We start from the raw sequence: 18,007 nt of genomic DNA on the forward strand, positions 1-18,007 counted from the left end.
ACGCGCCCAAGATGTAAGCAAGCCATGGCGCGAGGGGCAGCCGCCCTTCGCGCCAGCCTGCCATGCGCCAGATTGCCCTGCTCCTCCTCGTGCTGTCGCTGGCCGCCTGCCAGCAAGACAGCGACCCCGGCCCCGGCGGCGTGACCCGGGGCGAAGCGCGCGCGCTCGACGATGCCGCCGCCATGCTCGACAGCCGCCCGGCCCCGCCGCCACTGGTCGATGCTACCGTCCCCGCCGAAGCAAGCGCGCCAGCCAAGCCTTAGGCGGTGCGGCCACTTTCAGGTGGCAACTTTCCCCTGCTCCGGGGCCGTGTGCCGCCGCATGACCCCAATTTGGGTTAGGCCCGCATGGACAGCGCGCGCCGAATTGCGTACCGGGAATTTTGCCGTTCAACGTCAAAGCGGGACCCCGGATCAAGTCCGGGGTGACGAGAAAGTTTTTTGATCTTCATGTTTTAACGTCACCCCGGACTTGACCCGGGGTCCCGCTCAGTGGTTTGAGCCAAAGGGGCTTCCCACCAATCCCGGCCATTCCCGCGCCGATGCGATTGCCCACTCGGCCAGCGACCTAAACCTCCAGCGAGCAGCCGCCGCAGTCGTCGGTTTCCACCTGCACGGTGGTGTGGCCGATGCCGAAATCGTGTTCCAGATCATGCCCCAACTTGGCGAGAAAGGCGTCGCCGGGATGGCCGCCGGGCATGATCAGGTGCGCGGTCAGGGCGGTTTCGGTGGTGCTCATCGGCCAGATGTGCAGATCATGGACCCGTGCCACGCCGGGAAGGGCCGCCAGGGCCGCTTCCACTTTGGCCGGATCGATCCCCGGCGGCACCGCCTGAAGCCCCAGCTTGAGCGAATCGCGCGCCAGGCCCCAGGTGCCCACGGCGATCACCGCCACGATCGCCAGGCTGACCACCGGATCGATCCAGGTCCACCCGGTCAGCGCCATGGCCAAGCCCGCAAGCACGACACCGGCCGAAACCCCGGCATCGGCGGCCATGTGCAGATAGGCGCCGCGCAAGTTGATGTCGTGCTTGCTGCCGCGCATGAACAGCAGGGCGGTGAAGGTGTTGATGGCAATGCCGATCGCCGCCACGATCATCACCGGGCCGGGCGCCACGGCCTCTGGCTGCATCAGCCGGCGCAGGCTTTCCACCAGGATCGCGCCCAGCGCCACCAGCAGCAGAGCGGCATTGCCCAGCGCGGCCAGGATCGAGCTGGACTTGAAGCCATAGGTAAAGCGCCCCTGCGGCGGGCGTGCCGTCAGCACGCTGGCGCCCCAGGCCATGAACAGGCTGAGCACGTCTGACAGGTTGTGCCCGGCATCGGCGACCAGCGCCATCGAGCCGCTGACAATGCCATAGCCGCCTTCCACCACCACGAACGCGGTGTTGAGCGCAATGCCCAGGGCAAAGGCGCGGCCGAAGCTGGCGGGGGCATGGCTGTGGCCCGGCCCATGGTGATGGTGCCCATGGGCATGATCGTGATCGTGATGATGGTGACCGGCAGACATGGCGCGGGCTTACCGGCTAACCGCGCCTGCGCAAAATGAATTACCAGCCATCCCGATCAGCCTTGCGCCAGCGCGCGGCAAAGAACCCGTCGATACCGCCGGCATCGGCCAACATGCCCGGATCGCTGCGCAGCCAGCCCTGCGCGGTCGGGGCAATCCCCGCCGGCAGTTCATTCGCGCCGATCGGGGTGGGTGCCAGCGCAGTAAAGACCATGGCCTGCGCTTCGCCCTCGGCGGGTTCGAGCGAGCAGGTGGCATAGACCAGCGTGCCGCCGGGACGCAGCCAATCGGCCGCACGGACCAGCATCTGCGCCTGCAACTGCGTCAGATCGTCCATCGCGGCCAGGCGGTGCAGCACGTCAGGATGGCGGCGGCAGGTGCCGGTGGCGCTGCACGGCGCATCGAGCAGCACGGCGTCGAACATATCATCCGGCTGCCACTTGAGCGCGTCGCCCTGCACCACGTCTGCCGCCAGGCCGGTGCGCGCGAGGTTGGCGCTCAGCCGCTCCAGGCGCCGGGCGGACTTGTCGAGCGCGGTTACCGTCCAGCCGGCGGCGGCCAGTTGCATGGTCTTGCCCCCCGGCGCGGCGCAGAGATCGAGCACACGGCGCCCTGCCCCGGCACCCAGCAGTCGCGCAGGCAGGCTGGCGGCGAGATCCTGGACCCACCAGGCGCCTTCGCCATAGCCAGGCAAGCGCTCCACCGCCTGGCCGCGCGGCAGGCGGACATGGCCGGGCAGCAGCGAAATGCCGCCCAGTTCCTGCACCCAGTGCGCGGTCTGCGCCGGATCGCGCAGGGTGAGGTCGAGCGGCGGCGGCGTGGCGAGGCCGGCGGGAATCGCGGCGGTGCGGCCAGGCCAGGCCGCATCCCAGCGCTGCGCCACGGCGGCGGGCAAAGTCGGCGCCTCGGGCAGCGCCGCCCCGCGCTTGAGCAGCGCAGAGAACACGCCATGGGCCAGGCGGCGCGGCCCGCCCATCAGCAGTGGCAGGCCAGTGGCGATCACCGCATGCGGCGGCAGGCCCAGGCGCAGGGCCTGCGCCAGCATCAGTTGCAGCACGGCGCGCGCCTTGGCATCGTCGGGCAGCACGGTCTGCGTGGCGCTGTCGATCAGGGCATCGAGATCGGGCAGCCAGCGCAACGCTTCCTGCACGATGGCCAGCGCCAGCGCGCGGTCATCGGCCCGCTCGATCGCGCGCAACACCGGCGGCGCGACCTGGTCCAGCGGATCGCCCCGGCGCAGCACGGCATCGAGCAGGCGCAGGGCGGCGCGGCGCGCGGGGACGCCGGGGGTTTCTTCGGTCTTGTGGTTAGGGGCCATCCCCGCGCCTATCGCGCCTTATGCCCCATTTGGCAATTGCGCGCGCGGTGACAAAGGCGCATGGCCGCGTCATGGAACAGCCGCTCCCCGCCAACCGGCAGCGCGCGACGCAGCGCCCCGCGCCCTTTGCCAAGCCCGCCCACTGGACCGACACCCCCGCCCCCGCCCCGCGCGTGGTGGAACGCGGCGACGATCCCGATGGCCTTGACCCAACCCGTTATGGCGATTGGGAAAAGAACGGCATCGCGATCGATTTTTGAAAGACGATTACACTTGCGGCAGTCTGTCGGCGTAGATCAGCCGGCCTGCCGCGAGGCGCCATAGCGCCTGGTTGAAATCGGCCTCGGGCAGCGCAAAGCAACCATCGCTGCGGCCGAGCTTGCCCCATTTAGCCAGCATGTCGGCATTGGCGTACCACGCCGGGTGCACCACGATGGCGCGGTCCTGGGCCATGTTGTTGTCCGGGTCCACGCCGGTCAGGCGGATCGAACTGCCGTACTTGCCGCGATACCATTCGTTGGTGACGAAGGCGCCGCGCGAGGTGGCCAGGCTGTTGATCTGGTTGGAAAAGAACTTGAGGAAGCCGTCGTGCTCGGGGTCTGACCCGCGCCCGTGGCAGACCAGGATCGAATCGACCCGGCCGGCTTCCAGATTGGCGAAGTGAAAGCGCGGCAACGACGAGGGCAGCGCGAAGTCGGCCACGCCCACCACGTCGGTGTGCCACAGCAGGTTCGCAACGCGGTCGCGCTGCTGCGCCGCCACGTCGAGCACGCGGCGATGCTGCGCCGGCATCGACCAGGCCTGGGCAAAGACGCGCGGCGCCAGGCTGGCCGCGCCAGCGACCACGGCGCCGCCCAGCAGGCCGCGTCGGGAAAGCCCCTTGCCGGCAAGAATGGACCGATGCTGTTTCATTTTTCCATCATGCCATGGTTTTCATGGGTGAATGCTGAACAGGGTTATCACGAATCAACCCTGTTTCACTGCCCCATTTGCTGCAACGCAGCGCCGTCTACCCGCATGATCCGCCATTCGTCCATCATCCGCGCGCCGAGTGACCGGTAGAACGCGATCGACGGCGCATTCCAATCCAGCACCGACCATTCCAGCCGCGCGCAGCCGCGCTCCACCGCCAGCGCCGCCAGGCGTTGCAGCAAGGCCTTGCCCAGCCCGGTGCCGCGCGCCTGGGGCCGCACATAGAGGTCTTCCAGATAGATGCCGGGCTTGCCCTCGAACGTAGAGAAATTGTGGAAGAACAAGGCAAAGCCCTGCCCCTGCCCATCCTGCTCGGCAATCAGCACTTCGGCCATCGGGCGCGGGCCGAACACATGCTCGCCCAGCGTGGCTTCGTCGAAGCGCACTTCGTGGGACAGTTTTTCATAATCGGCCAGATCGCGGATCAACTGCGCGATCAGCGGCAGGTCTGCCGGCACGGCCGGGCGGACGGTACTGGTCACGGTGCGCCCACCAGCGCATCCACCGCGATCCAGATGGTCATCGCCGCGCCACCCGTTGGCGGCGTGGCCGTGACGATGGCATAGGCATGGCCGCCTTCGCGCCGCGTGTCCTCGGCGGTGACGGTAAAGCCCAGCAGCGCGAGCGCGGTGTCCTTTTCCGCCGCGCTCACCACGTTCCACGCGGCGTTTGGCGCGGTGCCCGGCTGCCCGCCGGTGATGCCGCGCAACAGGATCAGGATCTGGGCATGGCGCCGCTGCGCCGCCTCGGCCCGCCCCAGCCGGGACAGGGCCTGTTCTTCAAGGTACAGCGCATTGAGATTGAGCGGATCGATCGCGCGCTGCGCCTGCGCCATGGCCAGGCTGCGTGCCGGATCGCGCTCCAGCGCGGTCCAGGCCGCCTTGGCCTGATCCCACTCCGGCACCGAACCACCCAGCCGCGCGCGGTTCTGCCAGCGCAAGGCCTTGGCATCGAGGCCGGCATCCCCCGCCTCGAACCGGGCCATGCCGGCTTGGAACGCGGCGTCATCAAAGCCGGGCGCGGCCGCCAGGAGCAGCGGCGCAACCAGCACCAGCGCGGCGTGCCTCACTCGGCGGGTTCGCCCACTTTGGCGGCCGCCGCGGCATCGGCGGCCGCTTCCATTTCCGCCGCCTTGGCTTCGACCAGGGCAACAATGTGGTCCAGCATCTCTTCGGACTGCACGGTGTGGTCGGTCACGCCCGAAAGATAGACCATGTGCTTGCCGTTGCCGCCGCCAGTCAGGCCGATGTCGGTCTCGCGCGCCTCGCCGGGGCCATTGACCACGCAACCGAGCACCGAGAGCGAAATCGGCGTCTTGATATGTTGCAGGCGGGCTTCGAGCGCTTCGACCGTGCGGATCACGTCGAAACCCTGGCGTGCGCAGCTCGGGCACGAAACCACGCGCACCCCGCGCGTGCGCAGGCCCAGGCTCTTGAGGATTTCAAAGCCGACGCGCACTTCCTCTTCCGGCTCGGCCGAAAGCGAGACGCGCAGGGTATCGCCGATCCCCGCCCAGAGCAGGTTGCCGATGCCGATGGCCGATTTCACCGTGCCGCCGATCAGCCCACCCGCTTCGGTAATGCCCAGGTGCAGCGGGCAATCGACCGCCTCGGCCAGGCCCATGTAGGCCGAAACCGCCAGGAACACGTCGGAGGCCTTCACCGCCACCTTGTATTCGTGGAAATCGTGGTCTTGCAGCAGCTTGATATGGTCGAGCGCGGATTCCACCAGCGCTTCCGGGCAGGGCTCGCCGTACTTTTCCAGCAGATGCCGTTCCAGGCTGCCACCGTTCACGCCGATGCGGATGGCGCAGCCGTTGGCCTTGGCCGCGCGCACCACTTCGGCCACACGATCGGCCGAACCGATGTTGCCGGGGTTGATGCGCAGGCAGGCCGCGCCGGCGTCTGCTGCTTCGAGCGCGCGCTTGTAGTGGAAATGGATGTCGGCGATGATCGGAATGCGCGAGGCCTTCACGATCTTGCCCAGCGCCGCCGTGCTGGCCACGTCGGGGCAGGAAACGCGGATCAGGTCTGCCCCGGCATCCTCGCAGCGGCGGATCTGGTCGATCGTTGCCACCGCGTCTTCCGTGGGGGTGTTGGTCATGGTCTGCACGGTGATCGGGGCATCGCCACCGACCGGGACGCTGCCGACCATGATCTGGCGGCTCTGGCGGCGCACGATGGTGCGCCAGGGACGGATCTCGCTCATGATCCGGGCTTATACCCGCAGCCAGGGCCGAGCGCCACCCGGCACGAAGGCCGTCAAAGATTAGAGCCCGATCCGAAAGTCCTGCGGGTCGGCCTGGCGGGTCTTTTGCGCCACCACGGCGTCGGCTTTTCGCCACGATGCTTCCAGCATCGCTAGGCTCTCAGCCTTCTTGTGGTGACCCAAAATCCCTCGCCAGTCCTCAGCCGCCCGACTTTCGGAACGGGCTCTTGCAGGCGTAGAGAAATTCCGGATCGCAGTGGTTGCCCACCCAGAATTCGATATCGGCAATCTTTTCAAAGCCAAAGCGATGGTAGAAGCGCTGCGCCCCAGGGTTGTCGCTATAGACCGTCAATTGGATCTCGTCCGCGCCGCGATCGCGCGCCACTTCCATCGCCCAGTCCATCAGCCGGCGCCCCAGCCCGCCGCCGACGCGATCGGGATCGGTGTAGAGCTGCTTGAGTTCCAGCGGGCGCTGCGGGTTGCTGAATTCGCGCGGCAGCGTGCTGTCGAGCACCAGCTTGCAGAATGCCACCAGGCGCCCGTCTTCCTCGATCACCGCCACGCGCATGCCGGGATCGGCGATCTGGCGCGCGGTCACCGCATCGCTATGCGCCTCTTCCATGAACGCGGCATAGTCCTCGGGCGCATAGAGGTGCTCGAACTTGGCGGAAATCGCGCGGCGGGCAAGCGCTGCCAGCGGCAGGGCATCGTCGGGGGTGGCAAGACGCAGTTTGGCAGGATCGGGCGTGGTCATGCCGGGCTGCATAAAGCGGCCCGGCGGCAATTGCTACCAGTCGTTCCCGGCGGTCACTGCGCCCCTCAGTCGGCTTGGGCCACCTTGTCGGGCTTGGTGTAAGGAATGAACTTGTCCAGCCCGACGAACCCGCGCCAGAAGCCGCTGGTGCGATCGCGCAACTGCACGGTATCGATCGCGCAAAGCTGCGAGCCGGTCAGCCGGGTCACCAGGATATCGTCGCTGCGCAGCGATTCGAGGCCGGTGCGCGGCTTCTGCACATAGAGCGTGCGGCCCGAGTCGTAGACGATCGCCGTCTTGTCGAAGACTTGCGTGCCGGACACGGTGGGCATGTAGATGCAATCCACCGGATTGCCCGGAACGCGGCCTTCCAGGCGCTTGTCCAGTTCCTGCTGCGGAGTCAGCCTGGGCTTGGCCTGCGCCATGGCCCCGGTCAACGCCAGGCTGCCGATGGCGAGCGAAAGAGCCAGCATTCTTGCCTGCTTCATCATGATTCGCCTCTTCATTCCGGTGGTTCTCATCCTTGGCCAGGACATTATCACGGACTGGGTGAACTCCACCTGAAAAATCGGCGTCAGCCCGTGCCGCCCACCGTCAGCCCTTCGACCAGCAGGCTGGGCTGGCCGACACCGGCGGGCACGCTCTGCCCACCCTTGCCACAGATGCCCACGCCTTCGTCGAGCGCGAAATCGTTGCCAATGCCGGTCACGCGGGTCAGCACAGTCGGCCCATCACCAATCAGCGTGGCGCCCTTGATCGGGTCGCCGATCTTGCCGTCCTTTACGAGATAGGCCTCGGTACAAGTGAACACGAACTTGCCGCTGGTGATGTCCACCTGGCCGCCGCCGAACGACTTGGCGAAGATGCCGTTCTTGACGCGCGAAAGCAGTTCGGTCGGATCGTCGTTGCCGCCGCGCATGAAGGTGTTGGTCATGCGCGGCATCGGCGCATGGGCATAGCTTTCGCGGCGGCCGTTGCCGGTGGGCTCCACCCCCATCAGCCGGGCGTTGAGCCGATCGTGGATATAGCCCTTGAGGATGCCGTCCTCGATCAGCACGTTTTCCTGGGTCGGCGTGCCTTCATCGTCGATCGACAGCGAGCCGCGCCGGCCCTGGCCACCCACGCCCAGCAGGGTGCCGTCGTCCACCACAGTCACCCCTGGCGCCGCCACGCGCTGGCCGATGCGGCCGGAAAAGGCACTGGTGCCCTTGCGGTTGAAATCGCCTTCCAGGCCATGGCCGACCGCTTCATGCAGCAGCACGCCGGGCCAGCCGGGGCCGACCAGCACGGTCATCTCGCCCGCAGGCGCCGCCACGGCAGACAGGTTGGTGATGGCCTGGTGCAGCGCCTGGTCGATGCCGCGCTGCCAAGTTTCGGGCAGGAACAGATCGTCATAGAGCCGGCGCCCGCCGATGCCGAACGAACCGGTTTCGCGCCGCCCATTGTCTTCGACCACGACCGAAACGTTGAGCCGCACGAGCGGGCGCACGTCATGCGCGAAAAAGCCATCGGCGCGGACCACTTCGACCACCGACCACGAACCCGACAGCGAGGCCGAAACCTGCACCACGCGCGGATCGCGGGCACGCGCGGCCGCGTCGATCTGCTCCAGCAGGCGCACCTTGGCCTCGAACGGCACGGCATCGAGCGGCGAAGCATCAGTGTAGAGATGGCGGTTGTTGTGGCGCGGCGGCGGCGCCGGCTGCCCCTTGGCGGGATCGAGCAGCTTGAGCGTTTCCCCCGCACGGGCAATGGCGGCGGCCGAAACCTCGTTGGCATGGGCAAAGCCGGTCATCTCGCCCGAAACACCGCGCAGGCCGAACCCGGCATCGCGCGAATAGTCGGCGGTCTTCAGGCGCCCATCGTCAAAGCCGAAGCTTTCGCTGGCCACGAATTGCAGGAACAGCTCGCCATCGTCGCAAGCGCCAAGGGCGCCGCGCACCAGAGCCTGGGCGTCATCGGGAGTGAGCAGGCCGGGGCGATAGAGCAGCGAGCGGGTGTCGGCAGAAAGCGTCATCCTGCCGATATAGGCATCACCCACGCCGCTGGCCAGCGCCAGCGGGCGGATCGCAGCGCAAAATCAGGCGGCCTGGGTTTCGCCGGTATCGGCGGGGCCGCCGCGCAGCACGAAGCGCTTGTCGCAATAGCCGCATTCGACATAGCCCTTCTCGTCGATTTCCATCCACACGCGCGGATGGCCGAGAGCCGAAGGCTTGAATGCGCCGGTGGAGCGGATGCCGTTCGACCCGTCGCAGCTCACGCGGGTGGCATCGGTGTAGATCGTTTCGGGTGGCTGGATCATGCCCGCCGCCTAGCAAATGGCGCCGCGCCGCACAATTGCCGTTTTGCCCGATTGAAGCCTTTACCTTGACGCCAAGTGGAGGCAGGAAGCGCGCCATGAACGCCCCTGCTGCCGAAACCGTCACCGAACCCGCCATTCGCATCCGCGATCTGGTCAAGCGCTATGCCGCCACCGGCAAGGCGCCGGCCAAGCTGGCGCTGGAAGGGGTCAGCTTCGACGTGCCGCGCGGAGAGATCTTCGGCCTGCTCGGCCCCAACGGCGCGGGCAAGTCCACGCTGATCAACACGCTCGCCGGCCTCGTGCTCAAGACGTCGGGCAGCGTCGAGATCTGGGGCCACGACATCGACGCGGACCGGCGCAACGCCAAGGCCGCGATCGGCATCGTGCCGCAGGAAATCGTGTTCGACCCGTTCTTCACCCCGATCGAAGTGCTCGACATCCAAGCCGGGCTCTATGGCGTGCCCAAGCACTTGCGCCGCTCGATGGAACTGCTGCGCGCGGTCCACCTGGCAGACAAGGCCAAGGCCTATTCCCGCTCGCTGTCGGGCGGCATGAAGCGGCGCCTGCTGATCGCCAAGGCCATGGTCCACACCCCGCCGATCCTGGTATTGGACGAACCGACCGCCGGGGTGGACGTGGAACTGCGCCGCCAGCTGTGGGAACTGGTGAGCGAACTCAACGCCGGCGGCGTTACCGTGGTGTTGACCACGCACTACCTCGAAGAGGCGGAGCAATTATGCAGCCGCATCGCGATCATCAACCACGGGCGCCTGATCGCCAACAAGCCGACCCGCGAACTCGTCGGCATGGCGCGCGAGAAGGTCGTGGTGCTGACGCTGGACAAGCCGCTGGCCCAAGCGCCGCAGCATCCGGCGTTCGTCAAGTCCACCCTTAACGAAAGACAGGTGGAGATCACGTACGACAAGGATCGTAGCAACGCGGGCGAAGTGCTGGGCCTGATCCAGGCCCTGGGCGTGCATATCCTCGATGTCTCGACCCGCGAGGCGGACCTGGAAGACGTGTTCGTGAGCCTTACCGCCGCCGCGTGAGCGGGAATGGGCCTAGCCAGGTCGAGCGGTGAGCGCCAAGCGGCGAACCATTGACGACAGATCATGAAAACGGGGGCTGGGCCACGCATGGGCCAGCCCCCGTTTTTGTGCCTGGCAATCGCTTTGGAATCAGCGGCCTTGCGTGCCTTCACCCTCGATCAGCAGAACCCGCACGGCGCGCCAGCCGCCGCCCTGGCGACGATAGATGCGCTTGCCGCAATGAGCGCATTCGGAATGGTAGTTGAACCCATCCCATGTGACCTTGTCACGTCGCGGACGATGGCGGTTGAACAGGCACAGGACACGACCGAACATCATTTTTCCGCCCGACTCCGAAGGCACTTTGGTTAGGCCATCGCCTCTAACATTCTGTTCGGAAAACAGGAAGTGAAATTATCCTAATTTTATATCATAAGTTATAGGACCACGCCCAAGGGCGGGCACCCATAGGGGCGGATACGCCGCCAAATGGCTTTTCAAAGCAGACCGGCGCGGGCAAAGAGGCGGGCGTGAACACCCTGACCCTCTTCTCTCGCACCCCGGCCCGGCCATGAGCGGGCACGACGTTCTCATCATCGGCTCGGGCGCAGCGGGGCTGACCGCCGCGCTGGTGCTGGCCGAGCGCTGCCGCGTCATGGTGCTGGCCAAGGGCCGGCTCGATGGCGGCTCCACCGCCTGGGCGCAGGGCGGTATCGCTGCGGTACTCGACGAAGGTGACACTTTCGAGGATCACGTGCGCGACACGATGATCGCCGGTTGCGGCCTCAACCGCCGCGAGACCGTGGAATATGTGGTGGAGCACGCCCCCGAGGCGATCGCCCGGCTGGCGCAGATCGGCGTGCCATTCAACGAAGAAGCCGGCAGCCTGCACCTCACCCGCGAAGGCGGCCATTCGCACCGCCGCATCGTGCACGTGGACGATGCCACGGGCGCGGCCGTGCAGCAGGCGCTGATCCGCGCCGCCATGGCTCACCCCAATATCACGCTCAAGCCCGACATGGTGGCGATCGACCTGGTGACCGACCGCCATCGCGCACACCCCAAGGGCGATCGGCGGGTGTGGGGCTGCTATGCGCTCAACGCCGCGACCGGCAAGGTGGAATGCCTGACGGCGCGCGCCACGATCCTGGCCACCGGCGGCGCGGGGCGCACCTACCTGTTCAGCACGGCCCCGCGCGGCGCCACCGGAGACGGCATCGCCATGGCCTGGCGCGCGGGATGCCGCGTATCCAACATGGAATTCATGCAGTTCCACCCGACCTGCCTCTACAACCTGGAGGTCAAGAACTTCCTGATCACCGAAGCGGTGCGCGGCGAAGGCGGTCACCTGAAAATCCCGCCGGGCTTTCCCGGCGGCGGCGAGCGCTTCATGCCGCGCTTCGACCCGCGCGAGGAACTGGCCCCGCGCGACGTCGTTGCCCGCGCCATCGACCACGAGATCAAGCGGCTGGGGCTGGACTATGTCCACCTCGACATCAGCCACAAGGATCCAGACTTCGTTCGCAGCCACTTTCCCAACATCTACGAGCGGCTGCTCGGCCTTGGCATCGACATGACGCGCGAGCCGATCCCGGTGGTGCCGGCCCAGCACTACACCTGCGGCGGGGTGCTGGTGGACCTGGCCGGGCGCACCGATCTTGCCGGGCTCTATGCCGTGGGCGAGTGTTCGGAAAGCGGGCTCCACGGCGCCAATCGCCTCGCGTCCAACAGCCTGCTGGAATGCTTCGTGTTCGGTGATGCCGCCGCGCGCGACATCCTGGCGTCGTGGGATGCGTTCTCACCGCCCCCCGAAGTGCGCGGCTGGGACGAAAGCCGCGTGGCCGATTCCGACGAAGACGTGGTGATCAAGCAGAACTGGACCGAACTGCGCCGCTTCATGTGGAACTACGTCGGCATCGTGCGGACCAACAAGCGGCTGGAGCGCGCCGCCCACCGCATTGCCCTGCTGCAAAGCGAAGTGGCCGAATACTATGGCAACGTGCGCGTCACGGCCGACCTGATCGAGCTGCGCAACCTGCTCCAGGCGGCAGACCTGATCGTGCAGAGCGCCCGGGCGCGGCGCGAAAGCCGGGGACTGCACTACAACCAGGATTTCCCCCAGGCCCAGCCCGCCGCGCGCGAGACCATCCTGGTGCCGGACTGAGCATCCGCTTGGGCAAATGCGCCTTGACGCAATTTGGGTGTGGCACCGGCTCGGTGCCGCAAATCCGGCCTGGCCGGCTTACCAGAAGTGCCGGCCAAGGAAGATCAGCAGCATCGCCCCCAGGATCGAGGCGAGACAGCCGGCGCGGTTGAAGCCTTCGCTGACCGTGCCCCGCCCGGCCAGGCTGGATGCCAGCCCGGCCACGAGTGCACCGCCAATGCCGAGCAGAATGGTCCGGGCCAGGCTCATTTCCACCGTGCCGAAATAGAGGAAGCGGGCGGCTATGCCGACCAGCAGCCCCGACAGCAGCATCGAAAGGATATCCCGCATGAACCCGTATCTCCTGTGCCTGGCGCAACCTGTCAGGGCGGCCCTTCGGTAGCGCCACTATGGTCGGTATCGCCACTATGGGTAGTCAGGCTGGGGATATCCAGAGAGTGCCTCTGGACATTTTCTTGTCCACAGCAAAGCCGGCGCCGCCGAAAAATATTTCAGGCCCGTCATTTTGGGCTTGAAGCCTTGGAAACCCCGCGCGTCGCTGCACTGCAACATAGCTCTTCCAGCGACGAAGCGAATCGTGTTTGCGACGAATTGCATCACCCTTATGGGCAGGCAGCCCTTGCCTGCGCCCCCCGCTTCAAGCACTATGGGTTGTGGTCGAAACCACGGTGGGCAACCAAACCTAGTTATACGTCATGGTGCTTCCCATATCAGGAAGCCCGGTCCCCGTCCCTCGGGACGGACCCTTTGACGTCGCTGGGATTTTTGGCACCGCGGCAAGATGGAATGGGATTTCGTTCCCTTTCTGTTTCGATCCATGGCATGATTGGCGGGCCGTTGAGTCGCCCGCTGCTCGGCCACCAAATTCCCGGCTGCAAGGTCCAGCTCAGGCTGGATCGGCAGCCTTGGGCAGTGTCTGCAATATCCGGTCCGTCGTTCGCGGCGGGCCTCGTGCAAGCGGGGAATGGAACGTGAATTTCAGGACCGGGGAAATGAACGATGGAACGGCTTTGATGGCGCAGGACGAATTGGGACTGGAAGGTGGCCAGGCCACCCTTGAACGCGACGCCAAGGCCGCGCCTGATGCAGTGGCGGACGCAGGGATCGACGCAACGATCGCCGCTGCCGCCGTTTCCGAAGCGCCCGTGGCGCGCAAGGCCGCAGCCAAGGCGGCGCAAGCAAAGGCTATGGACATGCAGGCAGACGACAAGGGCAGCGCCGATCTGGTTTCGGCCGCCGCCGCCGCCATTCTCGCCAGCGCGACCGACGCCGCGCCGGCCAAGGCCGCCCCGCTCGATTCCAAGGCGGTCAACCCGCGCCGCTTCGCCATCGTCACCGACGCCGCGCGCGATGCCAAGCTGACCGCGTTCGGCAAGGACACGCTCGACGATCGCTACCTGCTGCCCGGCGAAACCTATCAGGATCTGTTCGCGCGCGTGGCCGATGCCTATGCCGACGACCAGGACCACGCCCAGCGTCTCTATGACTACATCTCCAAGCTGTGGTTCATGCCGGCCACGCCCGTGCTGTCGAACGGCGGCACTGGCCGCGGCCTGCCGATCTCGTGCTATCTCAACTCGGTGGAAGACAGCCTGGAAGGCATCGTCAAGACCTGGAACGAGAACGTCTGGCTCGCTTCGCGCGGCGGCGGCATCGGCACTTATTGGGGCAATGTCCGCGGCATCGGCGAGAACGTCGGCCTCAACGGCAAGACCAGCGGCATCATTCCCTTCGTCCGCGTGATGGACAGCCTGACCCTGGCGATCAGCCAGGGCTCGCTGCGCCGTGGCTCTGCCGCCTGCTATCTCGACATCTCGCACCCGGAAATCGAGGAATTCCTCGAAATCCGCAAGTCGTCGGGCGATTTCAACCGCAAGGCGCTCAACCTGCACCACGGCGTGCTGCTGTCGGACGAATTCATGGAAGCCGTGCGCGACGGCACCGAATTCGCCCTGCGCAGCCCCAAGGACCAATCGGTGCGCGGCAAGGTCGATGCCCGCTCGCTGTTCCAGAAGCTGGTCGAAGTGCGCTTGGCCACGGGCGAGCCCTACATCGTCTTCTCCGACACCGTGAACCGCATGATGCCCAAGCATCACCGCGACCTGGGCCTCAAGGTTTCGACCTCGAACCTGTGCTCGGAAATCACGCTGCCCACCGGCATCGACCACCTGGGCAACGATCGCACCGCGGTGTGCTGCCTTTCCTCGCTCAACCTGGAAACTTGGGACGAGTGGCAGGGCGACAAGCGCTTTGTCGAAGACGTGCTGCGCTTCCTCGACAACGTGCTGCAAGACTTCATCGACCGCGCGCCCGACGAGATGGCCCGCGCCAAGTATTCCGCCGCGCGCGAGCGTTCGGTCGGCATGGGCGTGATGGGCTTCCACTCGTTCCTGCAAAAGAAGGGCATCGCGTTCGAATCCGCCATGGCCAAGGCGTGGAACCTCAAGATGTTCCGCCACATCGCCGCCAAGGCGGACGAAGCCTCGCTGCTGCTCGCCCAGGAACGCGGGCCGTGCCCGGATGCGGCCGACATGGGCGTGATGCAGCGCTTCTCGTGCAAGATGGCGATTGCGCCGACCGCGTCGATCTCGATCATCTGCGGCGGCACGTCGGCCTGCATCGAGCCGATCCCCGCCAACATCTACACGCACAAGACTCTGTCGGGCTCGTTCGTGGTCAAGAACCCCTACCTGGAAAAGCTGCTGCGCGAAAAGGCCAAGGATTCGACCAACGTGTGGAACTCGATCCTGGAGCGCGGTGGGTCGGTCCAGCATCTCGAATTCCTCTCGGCCGACGAGAAGGCGGTCTACAAGACCAGCTTCGAGATCGACCAGCGCTGGCTGCTCGAATTCTCGGCGGACCGCACCCCCTATATCGACCAGGCCCAGTCGCTGAACCTCTACATCCCGGCCGACGTGGACAAGTGGGACTTGCTGATGCTGCACTTCCAGGCCTGGGAAAAGGGCATCAAGTCGCTCTATTACCTGCGCTCCAAGTCGGTCCAGCGTGCCGGGTTCGCCGGTGGCGTGGAGGCGGACAACACCGCCGAAGCGCGCCGCATCGAACTGGACGTGAAGCAGACCGACTACGAGGAATGCCTGGCCTGCCAGTAAAAATGCCCCTGCCAGGAAAATGGGCCTGCCAGCAGGCCGGCGTGTTTGGGGTGGCTTGCCGATAGACCGGCAGCACCCCGGCGTGCCAGGCATCGGTGCCGGCCATGTTGCCCCGCTTCGTTCCGCCCACGTTCGCAGCCCATTGACCGCCGTTCCGTGAGCATCACCCATGCCGGTACAGATCAGGCCCCAGCCCATGTTACAGATGGCGACATTTCGCGGCTTGCCCGGTATGGCAACATGCCGTCACAAGGCGGCCTGGCCTTGCCCGGCCAGTGCCGATGGCAGGGCCGCTATCGCCGCCGGGCCGGGGGATCAGAGGGGATCGATCAATGCGCAAGTGGCACCGCTGGATTTCGGTGTTTTTCGGTATTTTCCTGCTGTGGATCGCGATCACGGGCACACTGAGCCAGGTCGTGCCGCTGATGAGCGGCGGCGGGGATCGCGACGGCCCACCCAAGGCCGCGGCGGCGGCCACCGCCGGGGCGCCGGCCAAGCCGGACTTCGTCTGCCCGCCGGACTATATGTGCCGGCCCAAGCCCAAGGGTGGCAAGTCGATCGTCGGGCTGCTGCACCATCTGCATTCGGGCGAAAGCTTTGGCCCGTTGGGTGTGCTGATCAGCACGCTGTCGGGTTTTGCGATGATCTTCTTCAGCTTCTCGGGTCTGTGGATGTACATCCAGATGTGGCGCAATCGCAAGGAACGCGCGCTCAAGCCCGGCTGGTTCTGGAAGTAACCCGCATCGGAAAAAGCGCCTCGCCACTTACGACGTGGAGCGAGGCGCCTTCCGGTCGCCAGGGACGACCTGGCCGCGAAGGGGACGCGGCTTTTCGATACGTCATGCGCAATATGGGAAGCGGAAGCTTACTTTTCCTCTTCCTCAAAGGTCAGGGCCACGTCGGCGTTGGCCGAAAGGCGCACCGTGTCGCCTTCCACGCCGGCGACCAGGCCCAGCGACAAGTAGTGGTGGTGCCCGGCATGGGCACCGCTCTTGGCCTTGGTCAGCTTGATGCGATCGCCATCGACGTGGTCGACCGTGCCCACCGGGGCTCCGTCGGCGCCGATCACGGCCATGTGCTCGCGAATCTGGCTCGCGACGGGATTGCTGTCGTTGCCGGTCATGCCCAGCCTCCTGCATTGTGTGGTGGTATCAGGGCAGCGGATCGTTTGCGTCCGCCAGCCACTGCCTCAACAATGCCGCGCCGCGCCGGCCGTTCCCGGGACTTCCTGATGCTTTTGACCGTATCGGCATGGCACCGGGGCCAGACGCACCGGCGCGACCAGACGCAAAATCAGGGCCACAAGCCGGAATGCGCCCGCCGCGCCGCACAGTGCCGCCGCGCCGGCGCTCCACCCCATATCCCACACCACTTGGGCCGCCTGCCCTCCGGGGCGGCTTTCCCCGCCGCCTGAAACAACCCATATTCCGCCCCATTCCAACAGGCCGAATTCCAACAGGACCGCCACCCATGTCCCTTCTTGAAGCCCGCAAGACCTACAAGCCCTTTGAATATCCCTGGGCCTATGAATACTGGAAGCGCCAGCAACAGATTCACTGGATGCCCGAGGAAGTGCCGCTGGGCGAGGATTGCCGCGACTGGGCGCAGAAGCTGTCGGACCACGAGCGCAACCTGCTGACGCAGATCTTCCGCTTCTTCACCCAGGCCGACGTGGAAGTGCAGGATTGCTACCACGAAAAGTATGGCCGGGTGTTCAAGCCCACCGAAGTGAAGATGATGCTGGCGTCGTTCTCCAACATGGAAACGATCCACATCGCGGCCTATTCGCACCTGCTCGACACGATCGGCATGCCGGAAAGCGAATATGGCATGTTCCTCGAATACGCCGAAATGAAGGACAAGCATGATTACATGCAGAACTTCGGCGTGGAAAATGATGAGGACATTGCCCGCACCCTGGCCATGTTCGGCGGCTTCACCGAAGGTCTCCAGTTGTTCGCCTCTTTCGCGATGCTGATGAACTTCCCGCGCTTCAACAAGATGAAGGGCATGGGCCAGATCGTGAGCTGGTCGGTGCGCGATGAATCGCTGCACTGCGAAGGCATCACCCGCCTGTTCAAGGAATTCTGCGCCGAGCGCCAGTGCCTGACCAAGGCCGTCAAGGAAGACATCCTCGATTGCTGCCAGAAGACCGTGCGCCTGGAAGACGCCTTCATCGACCTGGCGTTCGAACAGGGCCCGGTGCCGGGAATGAACGCCAAGGAAATCAAGCGCTACATCCGCTACATTGCCGATTGGCGCCTGGGCCAGCTTGGCTTTGAACCGATCTACATGATCGAGGAACACCCGCTGCCTTGGCTCACCCCGCTGCTCAACGGCGTGGAGCATGCCAACTTCTTCGAAACCCGCGCCACCGAATATTCCAAGGCCGCCACGCGCGGCAACTGGAACGACGTGTGGTCGAACTTCGACAACCGCCGCAACGCCAAGGCCGCCAACACCACCACCGAATCCACCGAGGAAGACGTGGACATGTTCGGCGCCGCCGGCATCGCCGCAGAGTAACAGCCCCATGATCCTCCCCCGCCACGCGGGGGAGGTGCCGGGCCACAGGTCCGGCGGAGGGGGCATGTTTCCCCAAAGCCCCAAAATCTCGGAATCCGATCCACCCGCCATTG

At 65.9% G+C, this 18,007-nt stretch carries 20 protein-coding genes; 7 read left to right on the forward strand and 13 right to left on the reverse strand.

All coding sequences use genetic code 11. The features are described from left to right. The first annotated feature begins 62 nt into the window (after positions 1 to 62). Positions 63 to 263, forward strand: coding sequence for a hypothetical protein (locus tag IE191_RS08105; protein WP_191323868.1), 201 nt, complete (start codon positions 63 to 65; stop codon positions 261 to 263). Positions 264 to 567: 304 nt separating this feature from the next. Here IE191_RS08105 and IE191_RS08110 read toward each other — a convergent pair whose 3' ends face one another. Together IE191_RS08110 and IE191_RS08115 are read right to left on the reverse strand one after the other, a co-directional pair. Beyond that, positions 568 to 1,509, reverse strand: coding sequence for a cation diffusion facilitator family transporter (locus tag IE191_RS08110; protein WP_191323869.1), 942 nt, complete (start codon positions 1,507 to 1,509; stop codon positions 568 to 570). A 40-nt stretch (positions 1,510 to 1,549) separates the two neighbouring features. After that, positions 1,550 to 2,827, reverse strand: coding sequence for an RsmB/NOP family class I SAM-dependent RNA methyltransferase (locus IE191_RS08115; RefSeq protein ID WP_191323870.1), 1,278 nt, complete (start codon positions 2,825 to 2,827; stop codon positions 1,550 to 1,552). A 71-nt stretch (positions 2,828 to 2,898) separates the two neighbouring features. Here IE191_RS08115 and IE191_RS08120 point away from each other — a divergent pair, with 71 nt between their 5' ends. Beyond that, on the forward strand, positions 2,899 to 3,087 hold the full coding sequence (locus IE191_RS08120) for a DUF1674 domain-containing protein (RefSeq protein WP_191323871.1): 189 nt from the start codon (positions 2,899 to 2,901) through the stop codon (positions 3,085 to 3,087). Positions 3,088 to 3,094: 7 nt separating this feature from the next. On the opposite strand, the gene IE191_RS08125 is transcribed toward IE191_RS08120, so the two are convergent. The 8 genes from IE191_RS08125 to IE191_RS08160 form a co-directional block, all read right to left on the reverse strand. Further along, positions 3,095 to 3,739 carry a murein L,D-transpeptidase catalytic domain-containing protein gene (locus IE191_RS08125; RefSeq protein ID WP_191323872.1) on the reverse strand — a complete coding sequence of 215 codons (645 nt, stop codon included), beginning with the start codon at positions 3,737 to 3,739 and terminating at the stop codon, positions 3,095 to 3,097. Between the two features lie 65 nt (positions 3,740 to 3,804). Further along, entirely contained in the window at positions 3,805 to 4,281 is a 477-nt protein-coding gene (locus tag IE191_RS08130) for a GNAT family N-acetyltransferase (protein ID WP_191323873.1), read from the reverse strand. Next, positions 4,278 to 4,868 (reverse strand): hypothetical protein, encoded by a 591-nt coding sequence (locus IE191_RS08135; protein WP_191323874.1) that lies wholly within the window; start codon positions 4,866 to 4,868, stop codon positions 4,278 to 4,280. The genes IE191_RS08130 and IE191_RS08135 overlap by 4 nt, the downstream gene beginning before the upstream one ends. Further along, entirely contained in the window at positions 4,865 to 6,007 is a 1,143-nt protein-coding gene (ispG, locus tag IE191_RS08140; RefSeq protein ID WP_191323875.1) for a flavodoxin-dependent (E)-4-hydroxy-3-methylbut-2-enyl-diphosphate synthase, read from the reverse strand. Before ispG ends, IE191_RS08135 begins: the two co-directional genes overlap by 4 nt. A gap of 199 nt (positions 6,008 to 6,206) precedes the next feature. Then, the gene (locus tag IE191_RS08145) at positions 6,207 to 6,761 is read right to left on the reverse strand and encodes a GNAT family N-acetyltransferase (RefSeq protein WP_191323876.1); all 555 of its coding nucleotides are present in this window, start codon (positions 6,759 to 6,761) and stop codon (positions 6,207 to 6,209) included. A gap of 65 nt (positions 6,762 to 6,826) precedes the next feature. Beyond that, a complete protein-coding gene (locus IE191_RS08150) occupies positions 6,827 to 7,249 on the reverse strand; it encodes a hypothetical protein (protein WP_229815191.1) in 423 nt (140 codons plus the stop codon). Positions 7,250 to 7,335: 86 nt separating this feature from the next. Then, positions 7,336 to 8,778, reverse strand: coding sequence for a metalloprotease TldD (tldD, locus tag IE191_RS08155; protein ID WP_191323878.1), 1,443 nt, complete (start codon positions 8,776 to 8,778; stop codon positions 7,336 to 7,338). A 63-nt stretch (positions 8,779 to 8,841) separates the two neighbouring features. Continuing rightward, on the reverse strand, positions 8,842 to 9,063 hold the full coding sequence (locus IE191_RS08160) for a zinc-finger domain-containing protein (protein ID WP_191323879.1): 222 nt from the start codon (positions 9,061 to 9,063) through the stop codon (positions 8,842 to 8,844). A gap of 95 nt (positions 9,064 to 9,158) precedes the next feature. Here IE191_RS08160 and IE191_RS08165 point away from each other — a divergent pair, with 95 nt between their 5' ends. Next, positions 9,159 to 10,112, forward strand: coding sequence for an ABC transporter ATP-binding protein (locus IE191_RS08165; RefSeq protein WP_191323880.1), 954 nt, complete (start codon positions 9,159 to 9,161; stop codon positions 10,110 to 10,112). Between the two features lie 129 nt (positions 10,113 to 10,241). On the opposite strand, the gene IE191_RS08170 is transcribed toward IE191_RS08165, so the two are convergent. Continuing rightward, complete coding sequence (locus tag IE191_RS08170) at positions 10,242 to 10,430, reverse strand: hypothetical protein (RefSeq protein WP_191323881.1); 189 nt, start codon at positions 10,428 to 10,430, stop codon at positions 10,242 to 10,244. Positions 10,431 to 10,662: 232 nt separating this feature from the next. On the opposite strand from IE191_RS08170, the gene nadB reads away from it, so the two are divergent. Beyond that, positions 10,663 to 12,255, forward strand: a complete 1,593-nt coding sequence (nadB, locus tag IE191_RS08175; protein WP_191323882.1) for an L-aspartate oxidase — start codon at positions 10,663 to 10,665, stop codon at positions 12,253 to 12,255. Positions 12,256 to 12,333: 78 nt separating this feature from the next. Here nadB and IE191_RS08180 read toward each other — a convergent pair whose 3' ends face one another. Beyond that, positions 12,334 to 12,585 carry a GlsB/YeaQ/YmgE family stress response membrane protein gene (locus tag IE191_RS08180; RefSeq protein WP_191323883.1) on the reverse strand — a complete coding sequence of 84 codons (252 nt, stop codon included), beginning with the start codon at positions 12,583 to 12,585 and terminating at the stop codon, positions 12,334 to 12,336. A 662-nt stretch (positions 12,586 to 13,247) separates the two neighbouring features. On the opposite strand from IE191_RS08180, the gene IE191_RS08185 reads away from it, so the two are divergent. Together IE191_RS08185 and IE191_RS08190 are read left to right on the forward strand one after the other, a co-directional pair. After that, entirely contained in the window at positions 13,248 to 15,368 is a 2,121-nt protein-coding gene (locus IE191_RS08185; protein WP_229815192.1) for a ribonucleoside-diphosphate reductase subunit alpha, read from the forward strand. A gap of 332 nt (positions 15,369 to 15,700) precedes the next feature. Further along, positions 15,701 to 16,105 carry a PepSY-associated TM helix domain-containing protein gene (locus tag IE191_RS08190; RefSeq protein ID WP_191323884.1) on the forward strand — a complete coding sequence of 135 codons (405 nt, stop codon included), beginning with the start codon at positions 15,701 to 15,703 and terminating at the stop codon, positions 16,103 to 16,105. A gap of 128 nt (positions 16,106 to 16,233) precedes the next feature. Here the strand turns inward: IE191_RS08190 and IE191_RS08195 are convergent, their stop codons facing one another. Further along, positions 16,234 to 16,491, reverse strand: a complete 258-nt coding sequence (locus IE191_RS08195) for a DUF2171 domain-containing protein (RefSeq protein WP_191323885.1) — start codon at positions 16,489 to 16,491, stop codon at positions 16,234 to 16,236. A 347-nt stretch (positions 16,492 to 16,838) separates the two neighbouring features. Here IE191_RS08195 and IE191_RS08205 point away from each other — a divergent pair, with 347 nt between their 5' ends. Next, positions 16,839 to 17,894, forward strand: a complete 1,056-nt coding sequence (locus IE191_RS08205; protein WP_191323887.1) for a ribonucleotide-diphosphate reductase subunit beta — start codon at positions 16,839 to 16,841, stop codon at positions 17,892 to 17,894. The last annotated feature ends 113 nt before the right edge of the window (positions 17,895 to 18,007 follow it).

Origin of the sequence: Novosphingobium pokkalii, assembly GCF_014652855.1 — a bacterium.
Lineage (GTDB): Bacteria > Pseudomonadota > Alphaproteobacteria > Sphingomonadales > Sphingomonadaceae > Novosphingobium > Novosphingobium pokkalii.

Excerpts from the sequence above, each read along its gene's own strand:
- IE191_RS08105 (WP_191323868.1), top strand. The coding sequence starts at position 63 with ATGCGCCAGATTGCCCTGCTCCTCCTCGTGCTGTCGCTGGCCGCCTGC.
- IE191_RS08110 (WP_191323869.1), bottom strand. The coding sequence starts at position 1,509 with ATGTCTGCCGGTCACCATCATCACGATCACGATCATGCCCATGGGCAC.
- IE191_RS08115 (WP_191323870.1), bottom strand. The coding sequence starts at position 2,827 with ATGGCCCCTAACCACAAGACCGAAGAAACCCCCGGCGTCCCCGCGCGC.
- IE191_RS08120 (WP_191323871.1), top strand. The coding sequence starts at position 2,899 with ATGGAACAGCCGCTCCCCGCCAACCGGCAGCGCGCGACGCAGCGCCCC.
- IE191_RS08125 (WP_191323872.1), bottom strand. The coding sequence starts at position 3,739 with ATGAAACAGCATCGGTCCATTCTTGCCGGCAAGGGGCTTTCCCGACGC.
- ispG (WP_191323875.1), bottom strand. The coding sequence starts at position 6,007 with ATGAGCGAGATCCGTCCCTGGCGCACCATCGTGCGCCGCCAGAGCCGC.
- IE191_RS08145 (WP_191323876.1), bottom strand. The coding sequence starts at position 6,761 with ATGACCACGCCCGATCCTGCCAAACTGCGTCTTGCCACCCCCGACGAT.
- IE191_RS08150 (WP_229815191.1), bottom strand. The coding sequence starts at position 7,249 with ATGAAGCAGGCAAGAATGCTGGCTCTTTCGCTCGCCATCGGCAGCCTG.
- tldD (WP_191323878.1), bottom strand. The coding sequence starts at position 8,778 with ATGACGCTTTCTGCCGACACCCGCTCGCTGCTCTATCGCCCCGGCCTG.
- IE191_RS08160 (WP_191323879.1), bottom strand. The coding sequence starts at position 9,063 with ATGATCCAGCCACCCGAAACGATCTACACCGATGCCACCCGCGTGAGC.
- IE191_RS08165 (WP_191323880.1), top strand. The coding sequence starts at position 9,159 with ATGAACGCCCCTGCTGCCGAAACCGTCACCGAACCCGCCATTCGCATC.
- IE191_RS08170 (WP_191323881.1), bottom strand. The coding sequence starts at position 10,430 with ATGATGTTCGGTCGTGTCCTGTGCCTGTTCAACCGCCATCGTCCGCGA.
- nadB (WP_191323882.1), top strand. The coding sequence starts at position 10,663 with ATGAGCGGGCACGACGTTCTCATCATCGGCTCGGGCGCAGCGGGGCTG.
- IE191_RS08180 (WP_191323883.1), bottom strand. The coding sequence starts at position 12,585 with ATGCGGGATATCCTTTCGATGCTGCTGTCGGGGCTGCTGGTCGGCATA.
- IE191_RS08185 (WP_229815192.1), top strand. The coding sequence starts at position 13,248 with ATGAACGATGGAACGGCTTTGATGGCGCAGGACGAATTGGGACTGGAA.
- IE191_RS08190 (WP_191323884.1), top strand. The coding sequence starts at position 15,701 with ATGCGCAAGTGGCACCGCTGGATTTCGGTGTTTTTCGGTATTTTCCTG.
- IE191_RS08195 (WP_191323885.1), bottom strand. The coding sequence starts at position 16,491 with ATGACCGGCAACGACAGCAATCCCGTCGCGAGCCAGATTCGCGAGCAC.
- IE191_RS08205 (WP_191323887.1), top strand. The coding sequence starts at position 16,839 with ATGTCCCTTCTTGAAGCCCGCAAGACCTACAAGCCCTTTGAATATCCC.